The organism is Aeromonas enterica, assembly GCF_054052465.1.
On sequence record NZ_JBSTYL010000006.1, the window covers coordinates 62,766 to 80,901 of the forward strand.

Below are 18,136 nucleotides of genomic sequence, written 5' to 3' on the forward strand. Positions count from 1 at the left end.
TTTCCCTATGAAAGTCAGCGTATTGGTGCCCGTCTACAATCTGGCGCGCTTCATCGAACCCTGCCTGCTCAGCCTGCTCGAGCAGCAGACGGATTTCGAGTTCGAAGTGATCGCAACCGATGACGGCTCGAGTGATGACTCCTGGTCCATCATGCTACGGCTGGCACGGCAATGGCCGGCACTGCGGGCCCTGCAAAACGAACGGAACATGGGGCTGGCCAGAACCCAGAAGCGGCTGCTTGGCGAAGCAAAAGGGGCCTACCTTGCCTATGTGGATGGCGACGACCTGGCCTTGCCTGGCAAGTTGCAGGTACTGGCCGACTATCTGGATGTCCATCCCGGCTGCGCGCTCTGTTATCACGAGGCAGAGGTATTTGACAGCGAAACAGAAGAGGTTACGGCCCATTACAGCCGCGATTATTACAATGCTGCTTATATTCCCCGTAAGGCCAGTGCAGAACACTTGATCCGCTACGGCTGTTTCCCCAATGCCAGTTCGATCGCCTTTCGGCGCCATCCTCACTTGCAGGAGGCGGTGGATGCCGATTGCAAGATCATCCTCGACCATCCGTGGCACATCCTCAACGCCTTGTATGGCAAGGGGAGCGTCGATGGCATTCCGGAGGTTTATGGACGTTACCGGATCCACTCCCACAGCTTTGGGGGACAAACCAAGCGTTCGCCAGAGCGGCGTGAACAGGTACTGGCTGATCAACTCAAAGCCTGTGATAACGCTCGTCCATTCGGGATCGCCGACTCGGTTATCGCGGCAGGCAAGGCGCACTACCGTTTCGCGACGGCACTCTATTTTCTCAAGCAAGGCGATGTGGCGCGTTTCGAGCGCTTCATCAATGAATCCGTGGTGGATGGCTGGTTCTTCGATGGGCGACATCAATTGGCCTGGGAGAATCGTGCTCAACCCACAATCGTAGCTCAACAGCTTTTCGGTGCTTCTCAATGAGTTATCAGGCGATTGTCATCGGTACCGGCCTATCTGGTGCCGTGATGGCCGAGCGGATGGCAAGTCAGCTTGGCTGGAAGGTGCTGGTGCTGGAGCAGCGTAACCACATTGGTGGCAACTGCTTCGATGAGTATGACGAGTATGGTGTGCTGGTACACCGCTACGGACCCCATCTCTTTCACACCGATAACCATGAGGTGTGGGAGTATCTGTCGGCCTTCACCGAGTGGCATCCCTACGAACATAAGGTGTTGTCACGTATCGACGGGCAATTGGTGCCGATCCCGTTCAACCTGACCAGCATCGAACGCTGTTTCGAACCCGATACCGCTGCCGCCATGATAGCAGCCCTGCGCGAACGCTTTGGCGATGGGGCCAGGGTCCCCATTCTGGAACTGCGCAAAGAGGCTGATCCCCTGCTGGGTGAATTGGCTGATTTCATCTATCGCAAAGCGTTTGTGAACTACACCAGTAAGCAGTGGGGTGTGCCGCCCGAGCAGATCTCCCCCGAAGTTACCGCAAGAGTGCCCGTGGTGGTGAGCCGGGACGATCGCTATTTTACCGACGCCTACCAGGCGGTACCGAAGGACGGCTATGCCGCCATGGTCAGCCGCATGCTGGCGCAACCGGGTATCGAGTTACAGCTTGGTGTCGCGATGGATGAGCGAGTGGTACTAGATTGGGAGGGAAAACGAATTCTGCTTGATGGCGAACCCTTCTCCGGCCCGCTGATCTACACCGGTATGCTTGATCAGCTCTGTCCTCAGGTTGCATCGTTGCCTTATCGTTCGCTGCGCTTTGAGCATCGCCATCTGGCGCAGGAACAATTTCAAACGGTCACCACTGTTAATTATCCGAATGAAGAAGCCTTCACGCGGATCACAGAGTTCAAGCATTTCAGCGGGCAGGTACATCCCGGCACCAGCATTGTGTACGAATATCCCTGTGACTATCAGTCAGAACAGGGGCTCGAGCCTTACTACCCGTTGTTTACCGATGATGCGAAGCAACGCTACCTTGCTTGTTGTACCGAGTTAGCTCAATTTCCACAAGTAATCGCATTGGGGCGTTTGGCCGAATACCGTTATTTCGATATGGATGATGCGATTTCAAATGCATTGAAAAAATTTATTCGTAGCGTCCTTCATCATACATAAAAATACCGATTAAGAATTTTGGTATGAGTAGACAAGAACAAGTAAAAATACGATGCAAAGTAGGTGTGGATATGACCTGTCAGGAAAATTGGAAATTGCCATCAAAATTATATGAGATCGCATGGCACAGCTATGCACTAGTGTCTTTTGATATTTTTGATACTCTGCTGCATAGAGCCTTAATTAATCCCAAAAGTCTTTTTCTTGAATTAGGGCGTAAGGCCATTTCCTTAGGGTTACTTGATGAATCCATATCACCTGCAGACTTCGCTCAATTGCGTATCGATTTGGAGCATGAAGCAAGGCGTTTGAGTGTAGGCAAAAGCACTGAAGTGACGTTGTCCCAGATATGGGAACAGGCTCCGGTAACATTGCCGATAATTGAATTAATGGCACTGGAATTAGATGTCGAATATGCTTATTCTTTCGCCAACCCTTACAGCAGTACGCTAATCAAGCAACTGCAGGAAAATAACATTAGGTTCTGCCTGACCAGTGATACATATTTTCCCCGCGATTTCATTGAGCGATTATTAGCCAAGGCTCGGATCGATATATCAGGGATCGATCTTTTTCTCTCCTGTGAAGAAGACGCCAACAAAGGTACGGGGACTCTGTTCCAGAAGTTATTGGAAGTTACCGGGAAAATGCCTGAACGGATATTACATATAGGGGATGACCTGACAGCTGACCATCTACAGGCTAAAAGAACCGGTTTGATAAGCTGCTATCTCGAACACATTCATTTACCAACAGTTATCGGACAGCATGAAATGTTATTGGGGATGGATTGTTTGCAAGACCCGTTACATTCAATTCGCCGGCTTGGTCATTTTGTTCATCCATTAAAGGATGAGCCTGCAGCATTTTTTCGCTATTTCGGTGCGAGTGTTTTGGGTCCTGGACTTTGTGCTTTCGCGCTCTGGGCTGTCAAAGATGCCATTGCAAAAGGGATAAATCTGATTTGCCCAATAATGAGAGAAGGGGCAATTTTAGCACCACTACTGGAAAATGCGATTTCTCTGTTAGATGCAAATATTAAGGTTAAGCCATTTTATATTTCCAGACGAGCCGCATTTCTTCCAGCCATGAGAGAATTAAATGAGCCGGCTCTCAGACAATATTGCAGTCGTCGCCAATTTTCACTGGCTGCACTGATAGACGAGTTGGTGTTACCGGAGGTACCGCTAGCTTTGCAAGAGCACTTACCGAAAATGCTCAATGATATTCCCTGTCAGGAAGTGCTCAAGGAATATCTTTTCTCGGTATCGGTGCAGGAAGCTGCACGCAAAGCAAGCAAGGAAGCAAGAACCTGTTTGAGGGACTACACCTCCTCGTTATGGCATGGACACCAGAAAGTCGCGATGATGGATCTGGGGCCAGGAGGAAATTCTTTAGCGTGGTTGGCCGATAGTTTAGGTGAGTTGGCTGACCGCATAACACTCAATTACCTATTATATTCTGTACCTGAGTTGGCCAAACACAGACGCCATGGTCATCGATATGCTGTATTTATGCCACATACATCAGAATCGTTGCCTTTGTTACGGCTATTTAACCGCAGTCCTGAGCCTATAGAAATATTGCTAACGGGTCGCCATCAGACCACGTTAGGTTACCAGCGTCTTCAAGATGGTACAGTCTCGCCATTGCTGGGCCGAGCCTTTTACGATCCGCAACAGGAGTTATTGTTGGAGGAGTTTTCCAAAGGTGTTGATCTGGCTTGGCAACATTTTTCCCATGCTTGTCAGTATGTGGATAATGATTGGTTCACTGGCGAAGAAGTTCGAATAGTAGAGCTAAAACATATTCAGAGGTTATTAGAGTTGCCAACCAAACAGGAGGCTAAATACCTCGGGGATCTGTTATTTGATGACAATGCCGGTTCTGATTCATATGGTCGCATTTGTGCAGAGTATGATGAAGAGTTGTTGAGGTTGATTGGGGCTGAGGATTTTCTTCGTCAGGCCCGTCAGCAATGGGGCTACCAGAGTCGTGGGGTGCGTTGGCCTCAAGGGGTAGTAACTCGGCACCATCCCGACACATTGGCAGCTCAGCGTCGGGTTTTATTTAATGATGTGGAGCACAAGCTGCTGTGTGTCACCCTACTTGAACAGATAAAGCTGGCCGGGCATAGAAGGGCAACCCTTTATGGTGGTGGCAAGCTGGGGCATGAGATGCTTCAGGAGGCGATGGCGAGGGGAATAGAGATCGATTTTGTTGTCGACAGCAATGTAGCACTTCATGGCCTAAGGGTGCTGGACAGGGAGATAGTGCCACTGGCTCGTGCTGCCAGAGATGGTTGTGGCCAATATCTGGTTGCTTCGGCGGCCTTCTCTGTCGCTATCGTAGAAGGCATCGTTCGTTATTACCAAGAACAAAATTTACCGTGTCCCGCTATTTACGCCATAAAGGGGGTCAGACCTTGAAGATAGCTTTTTTGTCCAAGGCTGATGCTGCTGGGGGGGGGGCCAGCCGTATCGCACAAGACTTGGCAGAAGGATTCAGGGAGCAGGGACATGAGACAGTCCATTGGGTTTCGTGGACACACACCGGTTATGACACACATCGTCGTCGCCTCTATGGTGAGCGTTGGCAGCGCAGTTTTTACCGTTACAGCAAAAATATCAAAAGTTGGTTTGCACCTGATGTCATTCCTTTTGAATGGCCCAATCTTTATTGGCAGAATTTACCGGTTAATTTTGATTTGGTTCATGTCCACGATATCTCTTCAGCTATGTCCAGTTGGAGTGTGCAGAGACTGGCTAAGCAGATGCCTGTTCTGTGGACTCAGCATGATTGCTCTGCCTTCACGGGTGGCTGTATCAATCCTTTGAACTGTACCAATTATCGTAGTGGCTGTGGTGATTGCCCACAACATGGCCAATGGCCATTGGACAGCCGGTTTGATTACAGCCGTTTGAAGAGGCACCTGAATCAGCAGGCTCTTGATGTCTCACAGCTGACATTGGCAACGCCTTCTCGCTGGTTGCAGCAGTGGGCATTGGATAGCGGTCATATACGAAAACCTCCTTTATTGCTTCGAAATGGAGTAAATACAGATATTTTTATTTATGTTTCGAGAGCATGCAAAGAGATACCAGTCCTAGTTGTTGCTGCTGCATCACTTTCTAGTCCCTATAAAGGTGTGGGTGATGCAATAAAAGCTCTAAAACTTATTCCAAAGCATCAAAAATATAAGTTAATAGTGATCGGTGAAGCAGATAATAATACCAAGCTAGGATTTGAAGGGCTGCCCGTGACCTTTACTGGCCATATCAGTGACCAGAGTATGTTAGCTAGTTATTACCACCAGGCAGATCTATTACTGATGCCAAGCCTGGCTGATAACCAGCCTTTGCAGTTATTGGAAGCTATGGCCTGTGGCCTGCCTACGGTGGCGTATGCAACTGGAGGAATACCTGAGTTATTGGGAAATAATGAAAGAGGATGGTTGGTACCAACAGGTGATGTGACTGCTTTGGCAAAAGCATTGGATATTGCACTACTTTCTTTCCCTGAACGTATAGATAAAGGTATGAGGGCAAGAGATTGGATAACAGCTAATCACAGTAAGAGTGTTATGTTGGCAGAACATTTGGCTGTTTACCAAAAAGTGATAGCTACATGGCAAGCAGGGTGAGAACATGAAAAATATTTATCTAACCAAAATTTAAGATGAAGAGCCATGTCCCATTTATCGTGCCATAACTTTATAAAAATCATGGGCCATGTAGGAATAATTTTGTATTTTTGGCTGAATCGTAATTAGCTTGACGGGTATAATTATGAAGAAAGTGATTGCCTTCGGTGCTGGTGGCTTGTTTAGAGCGTTCTCACCGTTTATAAAATCCAACTATCAACTAGTTGCTATTTCAGACAATGACATAAAACAACATGGTAAATTGAATGATGGGGTTAGGATTATATCTCCTTCGGATATTATTTATCTGAATTTCGAACTTATTATTATCACTAGTATGTATTTTGAGGAGATAAAGGAAAAACTAATTTCTCTTGGTATAGATGATAATGTTATTGTAAATGTGTATGATGATCTTTTGATTCGCGAGAGTGTGGCTCATTATTTAGTTGCGCATGACGAATTTATGCGAGCAACAAATAGGATATCATTATTATCATTAACAAAGAAAAAATTGATAGTAATGAACTCTTTAGGAAATGGTGGGGCTGAGAGAGCATTATTAAATTTATGCCGTAGGCTTGAAGATAAAGAAAAAGTATTTGTGATTGTCATTGAAGGGGGGGGAGAGTATTTTGATGCACTTAGCCATATTCTTGCCGTAGTAGAGATCTTTTCATCTATTGAAAACAGGTTGCTTTCTCGTTGTTTTTTTATGTATTTTTCCGCCAAGGAGATATGCTCCCGGTTATTCGGTAGAAATAAATACGATGTTGCTATTGCATATATTGAAGGGCTTTCTACCTATCTTGTTTCAGGAATAAATAGCATCTATAAAGTCGCTTGCGTACATGCAAACCTACGCTCTCATCATGTCAGTGCTCCTTATTATGCATCATTGAAAGCAGAATATGATGCTTATACCAATATCGACCACATGATCTTTGTATCTGGTTCTGTTAAGCATGGCTTTAATGAGAGAATCGGATGGCAAGGTTGTGAGTCCAGCATCATAGGAAATATTTTTGATATTGAAACTATTACTAGCATGTCCAACATGGAGAATGATTCACAAATCTCATCTCCATATATCGTTGCAGTTGGGCGATTGGTTGCGGTCAAAGGGTTCGATAAGTTAATTTGTGCCTTTGCCAAGATTAAAAGAAATAGTCTGGAAGATATCAAGTTAGTTATTATCGGGGATGGCCCCATGAAATCAGCTTTGGGTGATTTGATATCTTCATTAGGAATGAAAGAACATATAATCTTATTGGGGAAGAAAGAAAATCCTTATCCATATATTAAGTCCGCTCAATGTTTAGTATCGTCCTCAGTCAGTGAGGGGCATCCACTTGCTATTGGTGAAGCCATAGCTCTCGGGACTCCTATTATCGCGACGAATTGTAGAGGAAACTCTGGCATGTTGGCACATGGCCATTATGGTTATTTGTGTGATAATAGTGAAAGTGGATTGGTGAGTGCATTAAGATATTTTCTTGATTCTCCAATGCATTGGGCTGTATTACAGTTTAAATCTGTTTGTGGGCAAGCTAGCGTAGCTGGTCAAAATGAAGTCGATAAATGGAATGAAATTTTAAACTATTCAGATAATTAGTTTATGCAGACTTTTATATTCTTTCCCCGTCATCTATTCTCTCGGTGAATATATATGAATATAGTAAATAAAAAAGATATTCTTGTGTTTGGTACAGGAAGTCTCTATAAGCTGAACAAGCAAGATCTGTTAGATAGATTTAATATCATATCCTTCATTGATAACAATGTGCATTGTAATTTGAATGAATTAGATGGTGTTATTATAAGAAGGCCAGAGGAAATCATATTTCTTCATTATGACCTGATAGTTATTGCGAGTTCTTTCGAAAATGAAATATATAAACAATTGTTAAATCTACATGTTCCAACGCACAAGATAGTTCTTCTTCGGTCAATATTAAAAATTAGTCAATCAAAAATGATTGCACATTCAGATAGTTATGGACTGTTCTATAAATCGATTGGTATTAATGGTGAAAACCTTGCCATTGTTATTCTATCCTATGGCCGAGTAGATATGACTGTCAGGCTATTGACATCAATAAAAGATAAGATGCCAGACTTTTCTGGAGAGATAATTTTATTTGACAATGGTTCTAAACATGAAGAGTTGATTATTTTACGGTTCTACCTAGACGACTTCTCCATAAACTATAAATTAATATTAAATAATGAAAACTATGGTGTTGCAAAGGGTAGAAACTACGCTATGCAACATGTTACGAAAGAATGGGTATTCTTTGTGGATAACGACATTTTCTTTATCGATAATCCACTTCATTCTATTCATCAAACAATAGTGAGATTTCAGACACCATATATAAACTTACCATTGTTAAATGGAGATGGTAATACAATATATTCATTCGGTGGAAATGTTGTAATTAATGGGAATGATGTCAGTGTTACACCCTTCATCCCTGGGGGATGTCATAAATTAATTGTTGAAAATACCATGGAGTCAAGGATTGTCTTTGGTTCATTCTTATTTGGTGGTGCTGCTATTTATCATGTTACTTCTTTTATATCTCACGGGCTGTTTGATGAAGACATGTTTATTGGATTTGAAGATATAATATTTTCAATATCTCTATTGAAAAAAGGTATTAGGGTTGCAAACATATCTGATTTTTATATGATTCATGATCATGCTAGATCATCTGACGAAGAATATAACAGCGTGAGGTACGATTTGAAAACTATAAAAAATTCAGCTGATGTTGCGCTTTCTAAGTATGGTGTTCGAATGTATTCAGATGATGTTGAAGCGTGGCTTTTGCAACGTAAATAAAACATTTTACTCCGCAGAGTAAGGGCAATACATGTTTATTGATGAAAACGTTTTTTTTTCTTCTATGTCTTCTATAAAAGCAGGTAATATATATCTCTCTCCATATAACGATCTGTCATTGAAATTAAACTCGAAGATGTTAGAGTATCATTGTATTGTTTCTGGTTATATTGATGCAAAGAAAGAAAGTGCTAACATATACAGATCGTCAGTTCTTAGGACGGATGATGTGGTTATTGTAAGTAGCCCTGTATATTGGAATGAGATAGTACAGGATATGTTGCATGCAAAGATTTATCTCAATACTAGACATGGTTTTGTAGAGTATCAAGAATATAAATTGTCGATTGCCAATAAAAAATATAGTGAGTTAAGTATTAGACTGTTTGATCAAAATGACATACAACTTGTAAATGAGATTCTTAGTAGATTAAGAAACAAGTTTTACTCTATCGCCATTATATCTAATAACCCGTTACTATTTGAGGGAGAATTAATTGGATGGGAAGAAAATAGTCTGAATTCTCGAGAGTGCTTTTTCTCACTATCTATAAATAGTATTGTTCATGAGTCATCAGTATCTAACTTGTCAGTACTGCTTTCGAAAAGTAGGGCTGAACCTCCTATAGTTAAACCTAATGGGAATAATATATCCTATACAAATGTAATATCTTTTGATGGTACTTATCCCTTAAGAAATACATTAACTAAGAATGAGGATACATGTATTGGGCATCCCTCAGTGGATGTGCCGACTGCAGCACATGTGATAGATAAAGATATTGACATCCTAACTACTAGCCCTTCCTCTAAATATATGGATTTAGTCGATTCATCAAAATATGGAATACCATATAAATATTTATCTCCAAATAAATACTATCATTATAACGACCTTGAAGAGACAGATAATTGGCAATTGGAAGTATATCTTTTTGCTTTAGGATTAATGATTAAACATGACTTTTTAAGTATAGCTGATATTGGATGTGGTTCTGCACATAAACTAATGACTTATTTCAAAAAATATAATACATTGGGTATAGAATTGCCAGAAAATGTTGCGGCCCTTCGTAAAAGATATCCAGATAAGACTTGGTTAGAAAGTGACTTCAGTCCTCGTAATGAGTTCAGCGCCGATATTATTATTTTCTCTGATGTTATTGAACACCTTCCTGATCCTGATGATGCGTTGGAGTATATAAAAAAACAAAGCTTTAAATACCTACTAATCTCTACACCAGCTAAAGATTTTCTATATGGAAAAAATGACCCATTCTTCTATGGTCCCCCTAAGAATCCCGCACATCAACGGGAATGGACAATGAGTGAGTTTAGGGATTATATAGGGCAACATTTTTCTATTCTGGAACAGCGTCTAACTAGTTACTCACAATCTACACAAATGATTATTTGCGAGCCTGTCAAATAAGCTTGATAAACCTGTATCATGTAAATATATGAGGCACGATGATTCGTTCTTAATTCTTGCTATGTTATGGTTATTACTTATAATAAGTATATGTAATGCATCATTAGTTTTCAATTTTGTGTATAAAATTTAAATTTATTCACTAGGACGTTATATATGTCATTTATAATTCCTTCTGGGTCTAAAGTATATGTATCACCACTCAATAATATCACGAGCTCACTAGCAAGCGGTCTGGATGATAGCATCTGCTTTATGGGGTTCATTGATAACTTTAAAAGTGGTGATGGAGTGATAAGGCCGGGGCAGGAAAGTGACTATGATTACCTCATAGTTGCTAGTCCAAACTATTGGAAAGAAATATCAAGTCAATTTAATAAGGGCAAGGTTTTACTATATGAAAAAATGAATAAAGAGTATGTTGAGCTTCTTGAGTATGAAAGAGCGATACATGAAAAGTTATCGGTAGATGTTATTTTTTTTCCATTTAATAAATCAAATATAATCGACTTATCTATTGTTTCAAGAGAATTGAAAAAAATAAATATTAATAGTGTATTGGTTGACGTAGGCTCATATAAAAATATGAACATAAAAGAGGGGATTGTTGAAAATAATGATGTTAATTATATTTCTTATGATCTCGTCCCATATATAGATTATCGCTGCTTAGTTACGTCGATTGATTGGCACTCAGAATACAAAGCCTTTTTTAAGAATGAAAGAGCAAGAGGGATAATAACCATTGGTATGGTTGATGGGATAGAGGACTTTGAGGACGCAGACTACGGAATAGATAGACATGCATATGAAACCATTGAATACGTATTATTAATGGGAGAAGATGAGAAAAAGTATTTCCCATATAAAATAGACAAAACAGAAGTTATCGGTTTGCCGAAATTATGGGATATTTATCATTCACCAGTTTCATTTCCGGATACAACTTTGGTGATGATCAATCTTAACTTCACATATGGGTATTTTGAGGATGTTCGAGATGTGTGGCTTAGCCAAGTCATAGCTACATGTGATGCATTAGGCTACGATTATATTATCTCTCAACATCATGCGGACAATGGTGCTATTGATGCAGAAAAGAAATCAAAAAAAAATGTATACGAAACAATAAAATCTGCTTCAATAGTAGTAAGCCGTTTCAGTACTATCATTCTAGAGTCATTGGCATCAGGAAAGCCTGTAGTATACTTTAATCCACATGGCGAGATGGTTAAAATATATAAGGAGCCAAGAGGTGCATTCCAAGTCGCAACGACACAGTCTCAACTAATGACTGCACTTCGTGATGGTGTTGATCAAAAAGACTACACTCATCAACGTGCTCATGATTTTTTGGATGCGAAATGCTTTATTTCGTCATCTCATCCTCCAGGGGAAGCTGCTGCTAATTACATTAACGCTCTATTGTCGAAAAAGAAGAGCTAATCTGAGTTTTATTTTGTTAGGATGTAGTGAAATAATAGATCATTTTTATTATATTTTAAATATGGATGATCTTTTAACTTAGTCTCTAGACTCTTTGTCATCGCCACCATTTACTTGAAATTTCAATTGATTATTGTAGACGATGGATATTTCTATTATCTACTGTAGTTCATTTTTTGAAAAGCATAAAACCTCCATATTTATAAAAAAGAGAATGGTAGGTTAAGTGCTGCTCGTTTGAACAAAATGTGTCGCTTATTGCTAATATAATGTATTTGTCTTTTCTGCAAAGTGCTAGCGATATCATCGTCGCCTACTCTACGACCATAAGAAACATACAATAATATTGTTATTACGTTTTTTAGTCGCGAGGTGATGATTAAGCATCATGTTATTGATAGGTGAGATGTTGAACCAGAGTATATAGTCATCTTTGATAGGAACATAAATATGAATAATTTCATTAGTGAGTATATCAATAAAATGGTAGCTGTTATTCAAAACATTAACATAGCTGAGGTCCAGAGAATAATCCTTGCTCTAGAGAAATGTCATGATGAGAGTGGCGTTGTGTATGTCATGGGGAATGGTGGGAGCTCAGCTACTGCATCTCACATGGCAAATGATCTTTCTGTAGGGATTAAGCTTCGAGAAATCAGAAATTTTAATGTTATAAGCTTGGCTGACAATGTACCTGTCTGCACCGCGATCGCCAATGATATTGGCTATGAGAACATATTTTATGCTCAACTTAAAAACAGATTACAGCCGAAGGATGTTGTTATAGCGATCAGCTGTAGTGGCAACTCACCGAATATTCTAAAGGCTGCCTATTATGCTAAGGATGTCGGGGCGACTCTTGTTGGTTTAAGTGGGTTCGATGGTGGAAAATTGAAGGAGATTTCTGATATAAGGTATCACATAGCTACGGAAAAAGGAGAATATGGGATTGTTGAAGATGTTCATATGATGTTGGACCATATAGTTTACTCATATTACATCTCATTAAAGCCTGAAAACAAGACCAATTATACTCTGAGGTAATTATGAGAAAGCTGAAAATTGCGATTTCTGGTTATGGCAAAATGGGTAAGATTCGCGAGAAATTTATCCTGAAAAACCATGATGCTGAGTTGATTGGCATATATGAGCCTAATGAGGAACTGACACTGAATGTTAGCGATAGAAGCTTAATTTGTTCATCATATGATGAGCTGTTAAGTCGTAGTCCTGATGCTGTATTTATCTGTGCATTTAATAATGTTGCAGCAGAGTATACAAAGTTAGCGTTAAAAGCTGGCATACATGTCTTCTGTGAGAAGCCACCAGCAAGAACATGTGAAGAGCTAAAAGAGGTTATTGAAACAGAAAAGAATAGTAATTGTATTCTTAAATATGGATTTAATCACCGCCTTCACTATAGCGTCATAGAAGCTAAGAAAATTATTGATTCGGGTAATCTTGGCGAAATGCTTTGGCTCCGAGGTGTCTATGGTAAAGCTGGTAGTATTGATTATTGCAAAAACTGGAGAAATTATAAACCATACTCAGGCGGAGGTATATTGTTAGATCAAGGTATTCATATGCTTGATCTGTTTCACTTCTTATCTGGTCGTGAATTCGATGTTGTTTCTAGTGTTCTCAGTAAATGCTATTGGAATGTTGATGTTGAAGACAATGCATTTATAACTCTCCGCTCTGATAAGTTAATTGCAACAATGCATTCAAGTGCTACTCAATGGAGGCACAAGTTTTTGTTGGAAATTTGTTTTTCGGAGGGGTACTTAGTACTTGATGGAATCCTTTCTGAATCAAGGAGTTATACCCCTGAGACGCTGATTATTGGTAAGCGAGAGTTTGAAGATATAACATTCGCGATGGGAAAGCCTGCTGAAAAAATAGTTTGGTTCGAGAATGATGATAGCTGGAAAAAAGAGCTTGAAGAGTTTTTATCAGCTGTAAGAGGAAAAGGATTGATTGAGAATGGTACGAGTAAAGATGCGTACCAAGTCATGAATCTCGTCGAAAACATATACCGTGAAAGTGGTTTCTATGGTGAGTAGGAAGAAACGCGTTTTAGTCACTGGTGGTAGTCGTGGTATTGGTGCTGCGATTGTTAGCCGGCTTATGGATGAGTATCAAGTTGTTGCACCAACACGTGATGATTTAGATCTGAGTCGTAGTGACAGCATCTTAAGATATTTTGAGATGAACAATGAGTTTGATGCGGTAGTTAATAATGCAGGAATTAACATAATCAAACCGTTAGCCGAAATTTCAATCGAAGATATAAAACTTATTAATTCAATAAACCTTGAGGCTCCGTTATTAATTGCAAAGTATTGTACTCCATATATGAGGTCAAGGGAGGGAGGGCGAATCGTCAACATCAGCTCGATCTGGGGTGTTAAATCTAAAGAATATAGAACATTATACAGCGGTACTAAATTTGGTATAATTGGGTATACAAAAGCTTTAGCTAATGAATTGGCATGTGACAATATTTTAGTCAATGCAGTGTGTCCTGGCTTTACCAATACAGAGTTGACTGCTAGCAGTCTTTCATCTGATCAGCTAAATAGTATTTTAGCTTCTGTACCCATGCATAGAATGGCAAGCCCTGAAGAAATCGCCAATGTGGTATTATTTTTACTTTCTGAGGCGAACAGCTTTATTACTGGGCAGGCAATAGTGGTTGATGGAGGTTTTCTAGCATGATCACAATAACTATTCCTTCAAAAATACATGATTATACAGTAAACATATTTGAGCACGCTTCCAGCATAGAACGGCTTATTAAGGTAGAGGGGGCCATATTTGTAATAGATAGAGTAATCTACGAGTTGTATGGTCCATTGTTTTCTTCTTTTCCTAAAGAAAATATATTTATAATAGATGCAATAGAAGAAAAAAAGAATCTCGATGCTGTAATCGAGCTCTATAAATTTATGCTTCAATTCAAAGAACGTAGACGCTTAACACTTGTCAGTTTTGGTGGAGGAATTGTTCAAGACATCACGGGCTTCGCAGCTTCAACCCTCTATCGTGGAGTTCGCTGGATCTATTTTCCAACAACATTATTAGCTCAAGCAGATAGTTGTGTTGGAAGTAAAACATCACTAAATTTTGAGCATTTCAAAAATACGATAGGGACCTTCTATCCACCTCATAATGTCAATATTTGTACTGAGTTTTTGAACACCTTACCTGCAGATGCAACCTATAGTGGTGTAGGTGAAATAATAAAGTTTATGATGCTGGATGATGAGCGTGAAGTCTCGATAAGTAATATTAAGACAATTATTTCGGAGATACACAATAAAAAAAAGTATCTGGCTGCACTCGAAAATACGCATAGGATAAAAAAGTCATATATATTGCAAGATGAATTCGATATGGGAAAACGGAACTTATTTAATTATGGACATTGCTTCGGACATGCTCTTGAATACAGTTCAGACTATAAGGTCCCTCATGGAATAGCTGTGACAATTGGGATGCTATTTGCAAACATCATCAGTTTTAATCGACATTTAATTTCTATGCGATGCTTTAATGAGATTAGCTATGAATTATTGTTGCCAAATATTGTGTTAAAACTAGAAAAAAAGTATTTCTCTGCAGAGAAACTACTAGTCGCTATAAGAAATGACAAAAAAAGAGTCGGTGAAAAACTATCTATTATTATTTTAACTTCAGATAACTTTACTGCTGCAAAAATTGATGACTTGTCTGACGAAGAGTTTTATTTTTCTTTGTCAAATCTCATGACTATATTTGAAATGTAATAAACACGAGAGGAACTATGAAAATTGCAGTGACATCAAAAGCATTTTCTAAAAATGAAGAGCTGATCTCTCTGCTTTCTGAGCACTTTGATGACTTTAAGCTTAACTATGCACCAACTAAACTTACGGATTCTCAGTTAATTGATTTCTTGAGTGATTGTGAAGGAGTAATCTTAGCCCTTGAGTCTATAAATGAGAATGTTCTTTCACATTGCCCAACATTGAAAGTGATCTCTAAGTTTGGTGTTGGGATCGACAATATAGATTTTAAGGCTTGCGAGAAATATTCAATATCTGTTCTTCACACCCCTGGTATTAATAGCACATCTGTCGCTGAACTCACCTTGGCTTTTTCCTTAATTTTGTTGAGGAATTTATTTGTTTCTGCTTCTAAACTTTCATCCGGTATCTGGGATAAGAAGGGTGGTCAAAGCTTATATGGCAAGACTGTCGGTATCATCGGTTGTGGACATGTTGGTTTAGAGTTGATTAATTTGTTGAAACCGTTCGGTTGTAATATTTTACTTAATGATATCATTGATAAAAGTGATGTTTGTCAGCTATACGGTGTTAAGCAGGTGTCGTTAGATGAACTCTTACAAGCTGCAGATATAGTAACATTACATGTGCCGCTCACTGACTTGACTATGTGGATGGTTGATAGCCAATTTCTGCATAAAATGAAAAATACAGCATTCCTTATTAATACATCAAGAGGTGATAATCTTGTTATTGATGATCTTTACCAAGCTATGATTGGTGGGGTCATAGCGGGAGCGGCCATTGATGTGTACCCAATTGAGCCTCCACAGTGCTCTGCACTATTGGCACTTCCAAATATTATTCCAACACCCCATATCGGGGGTAATTCGCGAGAAGCCACTTATGCTATGGGAAAATCAGCGATAGAAAATATTTATGAGTTTTTTAATAAAGGCATTTAGGATGAAAACTGTACTGATAACCGGTGGTATCAATGGTCTTGGTAAGTCAATTGCTGATCAGTTTGTCTTAAATGGTTATAGGGTGTTTGTTACATCGCGCTCGCTTCTAACACTCTCTTCTAAAGTCACATTGATTCCACTTGACCTATCTACACCCTTATCTGTTTGTGAGTTTATCAATAGGGCTGAGGATCTAATTGACGGGTTAGATGTATTTATTAGTAATGCTGGGATATTGATCCCTGAAACAATAAATGACATGAAGCCGGAGTCTCTTGAAAAAATGATTGCTGTAAATTTGTCGTCACCACTGCTTTTAACTCAGTGGGTATGCAGAAAAATGAACGATGATGGCCATATTCTTTTCGTCAGTTCAATTGCCTCCATAGTTTCTAAACCAACATCAGTCGCTTACAGTGCAGTTAAGTCTGCGATTATTGGTATAGTAAAATCCTTGGCATTAGACTTAGCATCAAAGAGTATTCTAGTGAACTCTATTTCTCCTGGACCAATCAATTCTGATATGGTTGACAGATTAGTGTCTGAGAATGAGCGAGTTAATATTGTAAATTCGATTCCTCTAAAGCGATTGGCTAAACCAGACGAAGTTGCACGAGTTGTATTTTTCTTGTGCTCTGAAGACAATACATATCTTACGGGTCAAAATATTATTATTGATGGTGGATTCACTTGTAGGTGATATATGGAAAATAATATGAAAATTGTTGCAATGATTCCGGCTCGTCTCGGAAGTAAGCGTGTTCCTAAAAAAAATTTACGTTTATTAGGTAATAAGCCATTAATTTCATATGTGGTTGAGACCGCAATCCTGTCTGATGTGTTTGATGAGATATATATTAACTCTGAAGCTAAAGTATTCTCAGATATTGCGGATGAGTTGGGTGTTTCATTTTACCAACGTAACGAAGCGCTAGCATCTGACGAAGCCAACAATGATCAGTTCCTCTTAGATTTCTGTGAACATGTAAATGCAGATGTTGTTGTCCAGATTTTGCCTACGTCACCATTCTTAACTGCTGATGAAGTTCGTGGTTTTGTGACGAAAATGTTGGACGAATCGCTTGATACACTTATTTCAACTGTTGATCATCAAATTGCATGCGTTTTCAAAGATAGCCAGGTGAATTTTTCTAAACTCGAACCTCATATATCTTCTCAAAATATGGTTCCTGTTTCCTCCTATGCGACAGTATTAATGGCATGGCGGCGTAATTTTTTCTTAGATGCCATGGCAAAATATGGTTTTGGTTATCATGGAGCTGATGGTAAGACTGGTTATTTTTCTTTGAAAGGTTTCTCGACAGTTGACATTGACAATGAACACGACTTTTTATTTGCTGAGACTGTACATCAACACTTGTCCAAACCCTCATCTAGGCTAAGTGAACCACGATATTACACTGGTCATACTCATGCAGAATCTGATGTTCCTTCAATATTAAAAATTGATGGGATTGATTATTCTGATTTCAGCCATGAAAATCTCCCATTATCGAATATTAAGAGTGTTATCTCGAGCATGGATAACTCCCGTTCATGGTGTTATAGAATCGTAAATAGTGAGAGTAATAGTGCAACTCTAATATCACAATTACCAGGGGAAGGCAATCGAAGACATTATCATCCCGATTGGAACGAATGGTGGTACATTGTTGCTGGCAGTTGGCAGTGGGATGTCGAGCAGGAATCATTTATTGTTAATCCGGGGGATGTGGTCTTTATTGAAAAAGCAAAATGGCACAAGATTACCGCTTTGGGTGACGTTCCTGCAATCAGATTGGCAGTCAGTCGTGCGGATGTACTGCACGTGTATGAATAATACCTTATAGTATTAAGTTTATCATTGTTTAATATATGTGAGTGAATGAGGCGACATTATCGATGTCGTCCTTTCGT

At 39.8% G+C, this 18,136-nt stretch carries 15 protein-coding genes; all 15 read left to right on the top strand.

Going from position 1 to position 18,136, the window contains the following annotated elements:
• Positions 1-7 precede the first annotated feature (7 nt).
• The 15 genes from ACW5XD_RS08905 to ACW5XD_RS08975 all read left to right on the top strand — a co-directional run bounded on the left by ACW5XD_RS08905 (position 8) and on the right by ACW5XD_RS08975 (position 18,059).
• Entirely contained in the window at positions 8-961 is a 954-nt protein-coding gene (locus tag ACW5XD_RS08905; RefSeq protein WP_456494587.1) for a glycosyltransferase, read from the top strand.
• Complete coding sequence (gene glf, locus ACW5XD_RS08910; RefSeq protein WP_456494588.1) at positions 958-2,118, top strand: UDP-galactopyranose mutase; 1,161 nt, start codon at positions 958-960, stop codon at positions 2,116-2,118. The genes ACW5XD_RS08905 and glf overlap by 4 nt, the downstream gene beginning before the upstream one ends.
• Positions 2,119-2,141: 23 nt before the next feature.
• A complete protein-coding gene (locus ACW5XD_RS08915; RefSeq protein WP_456494589.1) occupies positions 2,142-4,547 on the top strand; it encodes a hypothetical protein in 2,406 nt (801 codons plus the stop codon).
• On the top strand, positions 4,544-5,761 hold the full coding sequence (locus ACW5XD_RS08920) for a glycosyltransferase (protein WP_456494590.1): 1,218 nt from the start codon (positions 4,544-4,546) through the stop codon (positions 5,759-5,761). The genes ACW5XD_RS08915 and ACW5XD_RS08920 overlap by 4 nt, the downstream gene beginning before the upstream one ends.
• Before the next feature lie 145 nt (positions 5,762-5,906).
• Positions 5,907-7,376, top strand: coding sequence for a glycosyltransferase (locus tag ACW5XD_RS08925; RefSeq protein ID WP_456494591.1), 1,470 nt, complete (start codon positions 5,907-5,909; stop codon positions 7,374-7,376).
• Positions 7,377-7,430: 54 nt separating this feature from the next.
• Positions 7,431-8,609, top strand: a complete 1,179-nt coding sequence (locus tag ACW5XD_RS08930) for a glycosyltransferase family 2 protein (protein ID WP_456494592.1) — start codon at positions 7,431-7,433, stop codon at positions 8,607-8,609.
• Positions 8,610-8,640: 31 nt separating this feature from the next.
• Positions 8,641-10,041 (top strand): class I SAM-dependent methyltransferase, encoded by a 1,401-nt coding sequence (locus ACW5XD_RS08935; protein WP_456494593.1) that lies wholly within the window; start codon positions 8,641-8,643, stop codon positions 10,039-10,041.
• 156 nt (positions 10,042-10,197) lie between these two features.
• Positions 10,198-11,487, top strand: a complete 1,290-nt coding sequence (locus tag ACW5XD_RS08940) for a hypothetical protein (RefSeq protein ID WP_456494594.1) — start codon at positions 10,198-10,200, stop codon at positions 11,485-11,487.
• A gap of 450 nt (positions 11,488-11,937) precedes the next feature.
• A complete protein-coding gene (locus ACW5XD_RS08945) occupies positions 11,938-12,531 on the top strand; it encodes a D-sedoheptulose-7-phosphate isomerase (protein WP_456494595.1) in 594 nt (197 codons plus the stop codon).
• A gap of 2 nt (positions 12,532-12,533) precedes the next feature.
• On the top strand, positions 12,534-13,550 hold the full coding sequence (locus ACW5XD_RS08950; RefSeq protein WP_456494596.1) for a Gfo/Idh/MocA family protein: 1,017 nt from the start codon (positions 12,534-12,536) through the stop codon (positions 13,548-13,550).
• Positions 13,540-14,205 (top strand): SDR family NAD(P)-dependent oxidoreductase, encoded by a 666-nt coding sequence (locus ACW5XD_RS08955; protein ID WP_456494597.1) that lies wholly within the window; start codon positions 13,540-13,542, stop codon positions 14,203-14,205. The genes ACW5XD_RS08950 and ACW5XD_RS08955 overlap by 11 nt, the downstream gene beginning before the upstream one ends.
• Positions 14,202-15,275 carry an AroB-related putative sugar phosphate phospholyase (cyclizing) gene (locus ACW5XD_RS08960; RefSeq protein WP_456494598.1) on the top strand — a complete coding sequence of 358 codons (1,074 nt, stop codon included), beginning with the start codon at positions 14,202-14,204 and terminating at the stop codon, positions 15,273-15,275. The genes ACW5XD_RS08955 and ACW5XD_RS08960 overlap by 4 nt, the downstream gene beginning before the upstream one ends.
• Positions 15,276-15,292: 17 nt before the next feature.
• The gene (locus tag ACW5XD_RS08965) at positions 15,293-16,219 is read left to right on the top strand and encodes a phosphoglycerate dehydrogenase (protein WP_456494599.1); all 927 of its coding nucleotides are present in this window, start codon (positions 15,293-15,295) and stop codon (positions 16,217-16,219) included.
• Position 16,220: 1 nt separating this feature from the next.
• The gene (locus ACW5XD_RS08970; RefSeq protein ID WP_456494600.1) at positions 16,221-16,919 is read left to right on the top strand and encodes an SDR family NAD(P)-dependent oxidoreductase; all 699 of its coding nucleotides are present in this window, start codon (positions 16,221-16,223) and stop codon (positions 16,917-16,919) included.
• A gap of 15 nt (positions 16,920-16,934) precedes the next feature.
• Positions 16,935-18,059 (top strand): cytidylyltransferase domain-containing protein, encoded by a 1,125-nt coding sequence (locus ACW5XD_RS08975; RefSeq protein ID WP_456494601.1) that lies wholly within the window; start codon positions 16,935-16,937, stop codon positions 18,057-18,059.
• The last annotated feature ends 77 nt before the right edge of the window (positions 18,060-18,136 follow it).

Excerpts from the sequence above, each read along its gene's own strand:
- ACW5XD_RS08935 (WP_456494593.1), top strand. The coding sequence starts at position 8,641 with ATGTTTATTGATGAAAACGTTTTTTTTTCTTCTATGTCTTCTATAAAA.
- ACW5XD_RS08965 (WP_456494599.1), top strand. The coding sequence starts at position 15,293 with ATGAAAATTGCAGTGACATCAAAAGCATTTTCTAAAAATGAAGAGCTG.
- ACW5XD_RS08930 (WP_456494592.1), top strand. The coding sequence starts at position 7,431 with ATGAATATAGTAAATAAAAAAGATATTCTTGTGTTTGGTACAGGAAGT.
- ACW5XD_RS08970 (WP_456494600.1), top strand. The coding sequence starts at position 16,221 with ATGAAAACTGTACTGATAACCGGTGGTATCAATGGTCTTGGTAAGTCA.
- ACW5XD_RS08915 (WP_456494589.1), top strand. The coding sequence starts at position 2,142 with ATGAGTAGACAAGAACAAGTAAAAATACGATGCAAAGTAGGTGTGGAT.
- ACW5XD_RS08975 (WP_456494601.1), top strand. The coding sequence starts at position 16,935 with ATGAAAATTGTTGCAATGATTCCGGCTCGTCTCGGAAGTAAGCGTGTT.
- ACW5XD_RS08960 (WP_456494598.1), top strand. The coding sequence starts at position 14,202 with ATGATCACAATAACTATTCCTTCAAAAATACATGATTATACAGTAAAC.
- ACW5XD_RS08955 (WP_456494597.1), top strand. The coding sequence starts at position 13,540 with ATGGTGAGTAGGAAGAAACGCGTTTTAGTCACTGGTGGTAGTCGTGGT.
- ACW5XD_RS08945 (WP_456494595.1), top strand. The coding sequence starts at position 11,938 with ATGAATAATTTCATTAGTGAGTATATCAATAAAATGGTAGCTGTTATT.
- ACW5XD_RS08905 (WP_456494587.1), top strand. The coding sequence starts at position 8 with ATGAAAGTCAGCGTATTGGTGCCCGTCTACAATCTGGCGCGCTTCATC.
- glf (WP_456494588.1), top strand. The coding sequence starts at position 958 with ATGAGTTATCAGGCGATTGTCATCGGTACCGGCCTATCTGGTGCCGTG.
- ACW5XD_RS08950 (WP_456494596.1), top strand. The coding sequence starts at position 12,534 with ATGAGAAAGCTGAAAATTGCGATTTCTGGTTATGGCAAAATGGGTAAG.
- ACW5XD_RS08940 (WP_456494594.1), top strand. The coding sequence starts at position 10,198 with ATGTCATTTATAATTCCTTCTGGGTCTAAAGTATATGTATCACCACTC.
- ACW5XD_RS08925 (WP_456494591.1), top strand. The coding sequence starts at position 5,907 with ATGAAGAAAGTGATTGCCTTCGGTGCTGGTGGCTTGTTTAGAGCGTTC.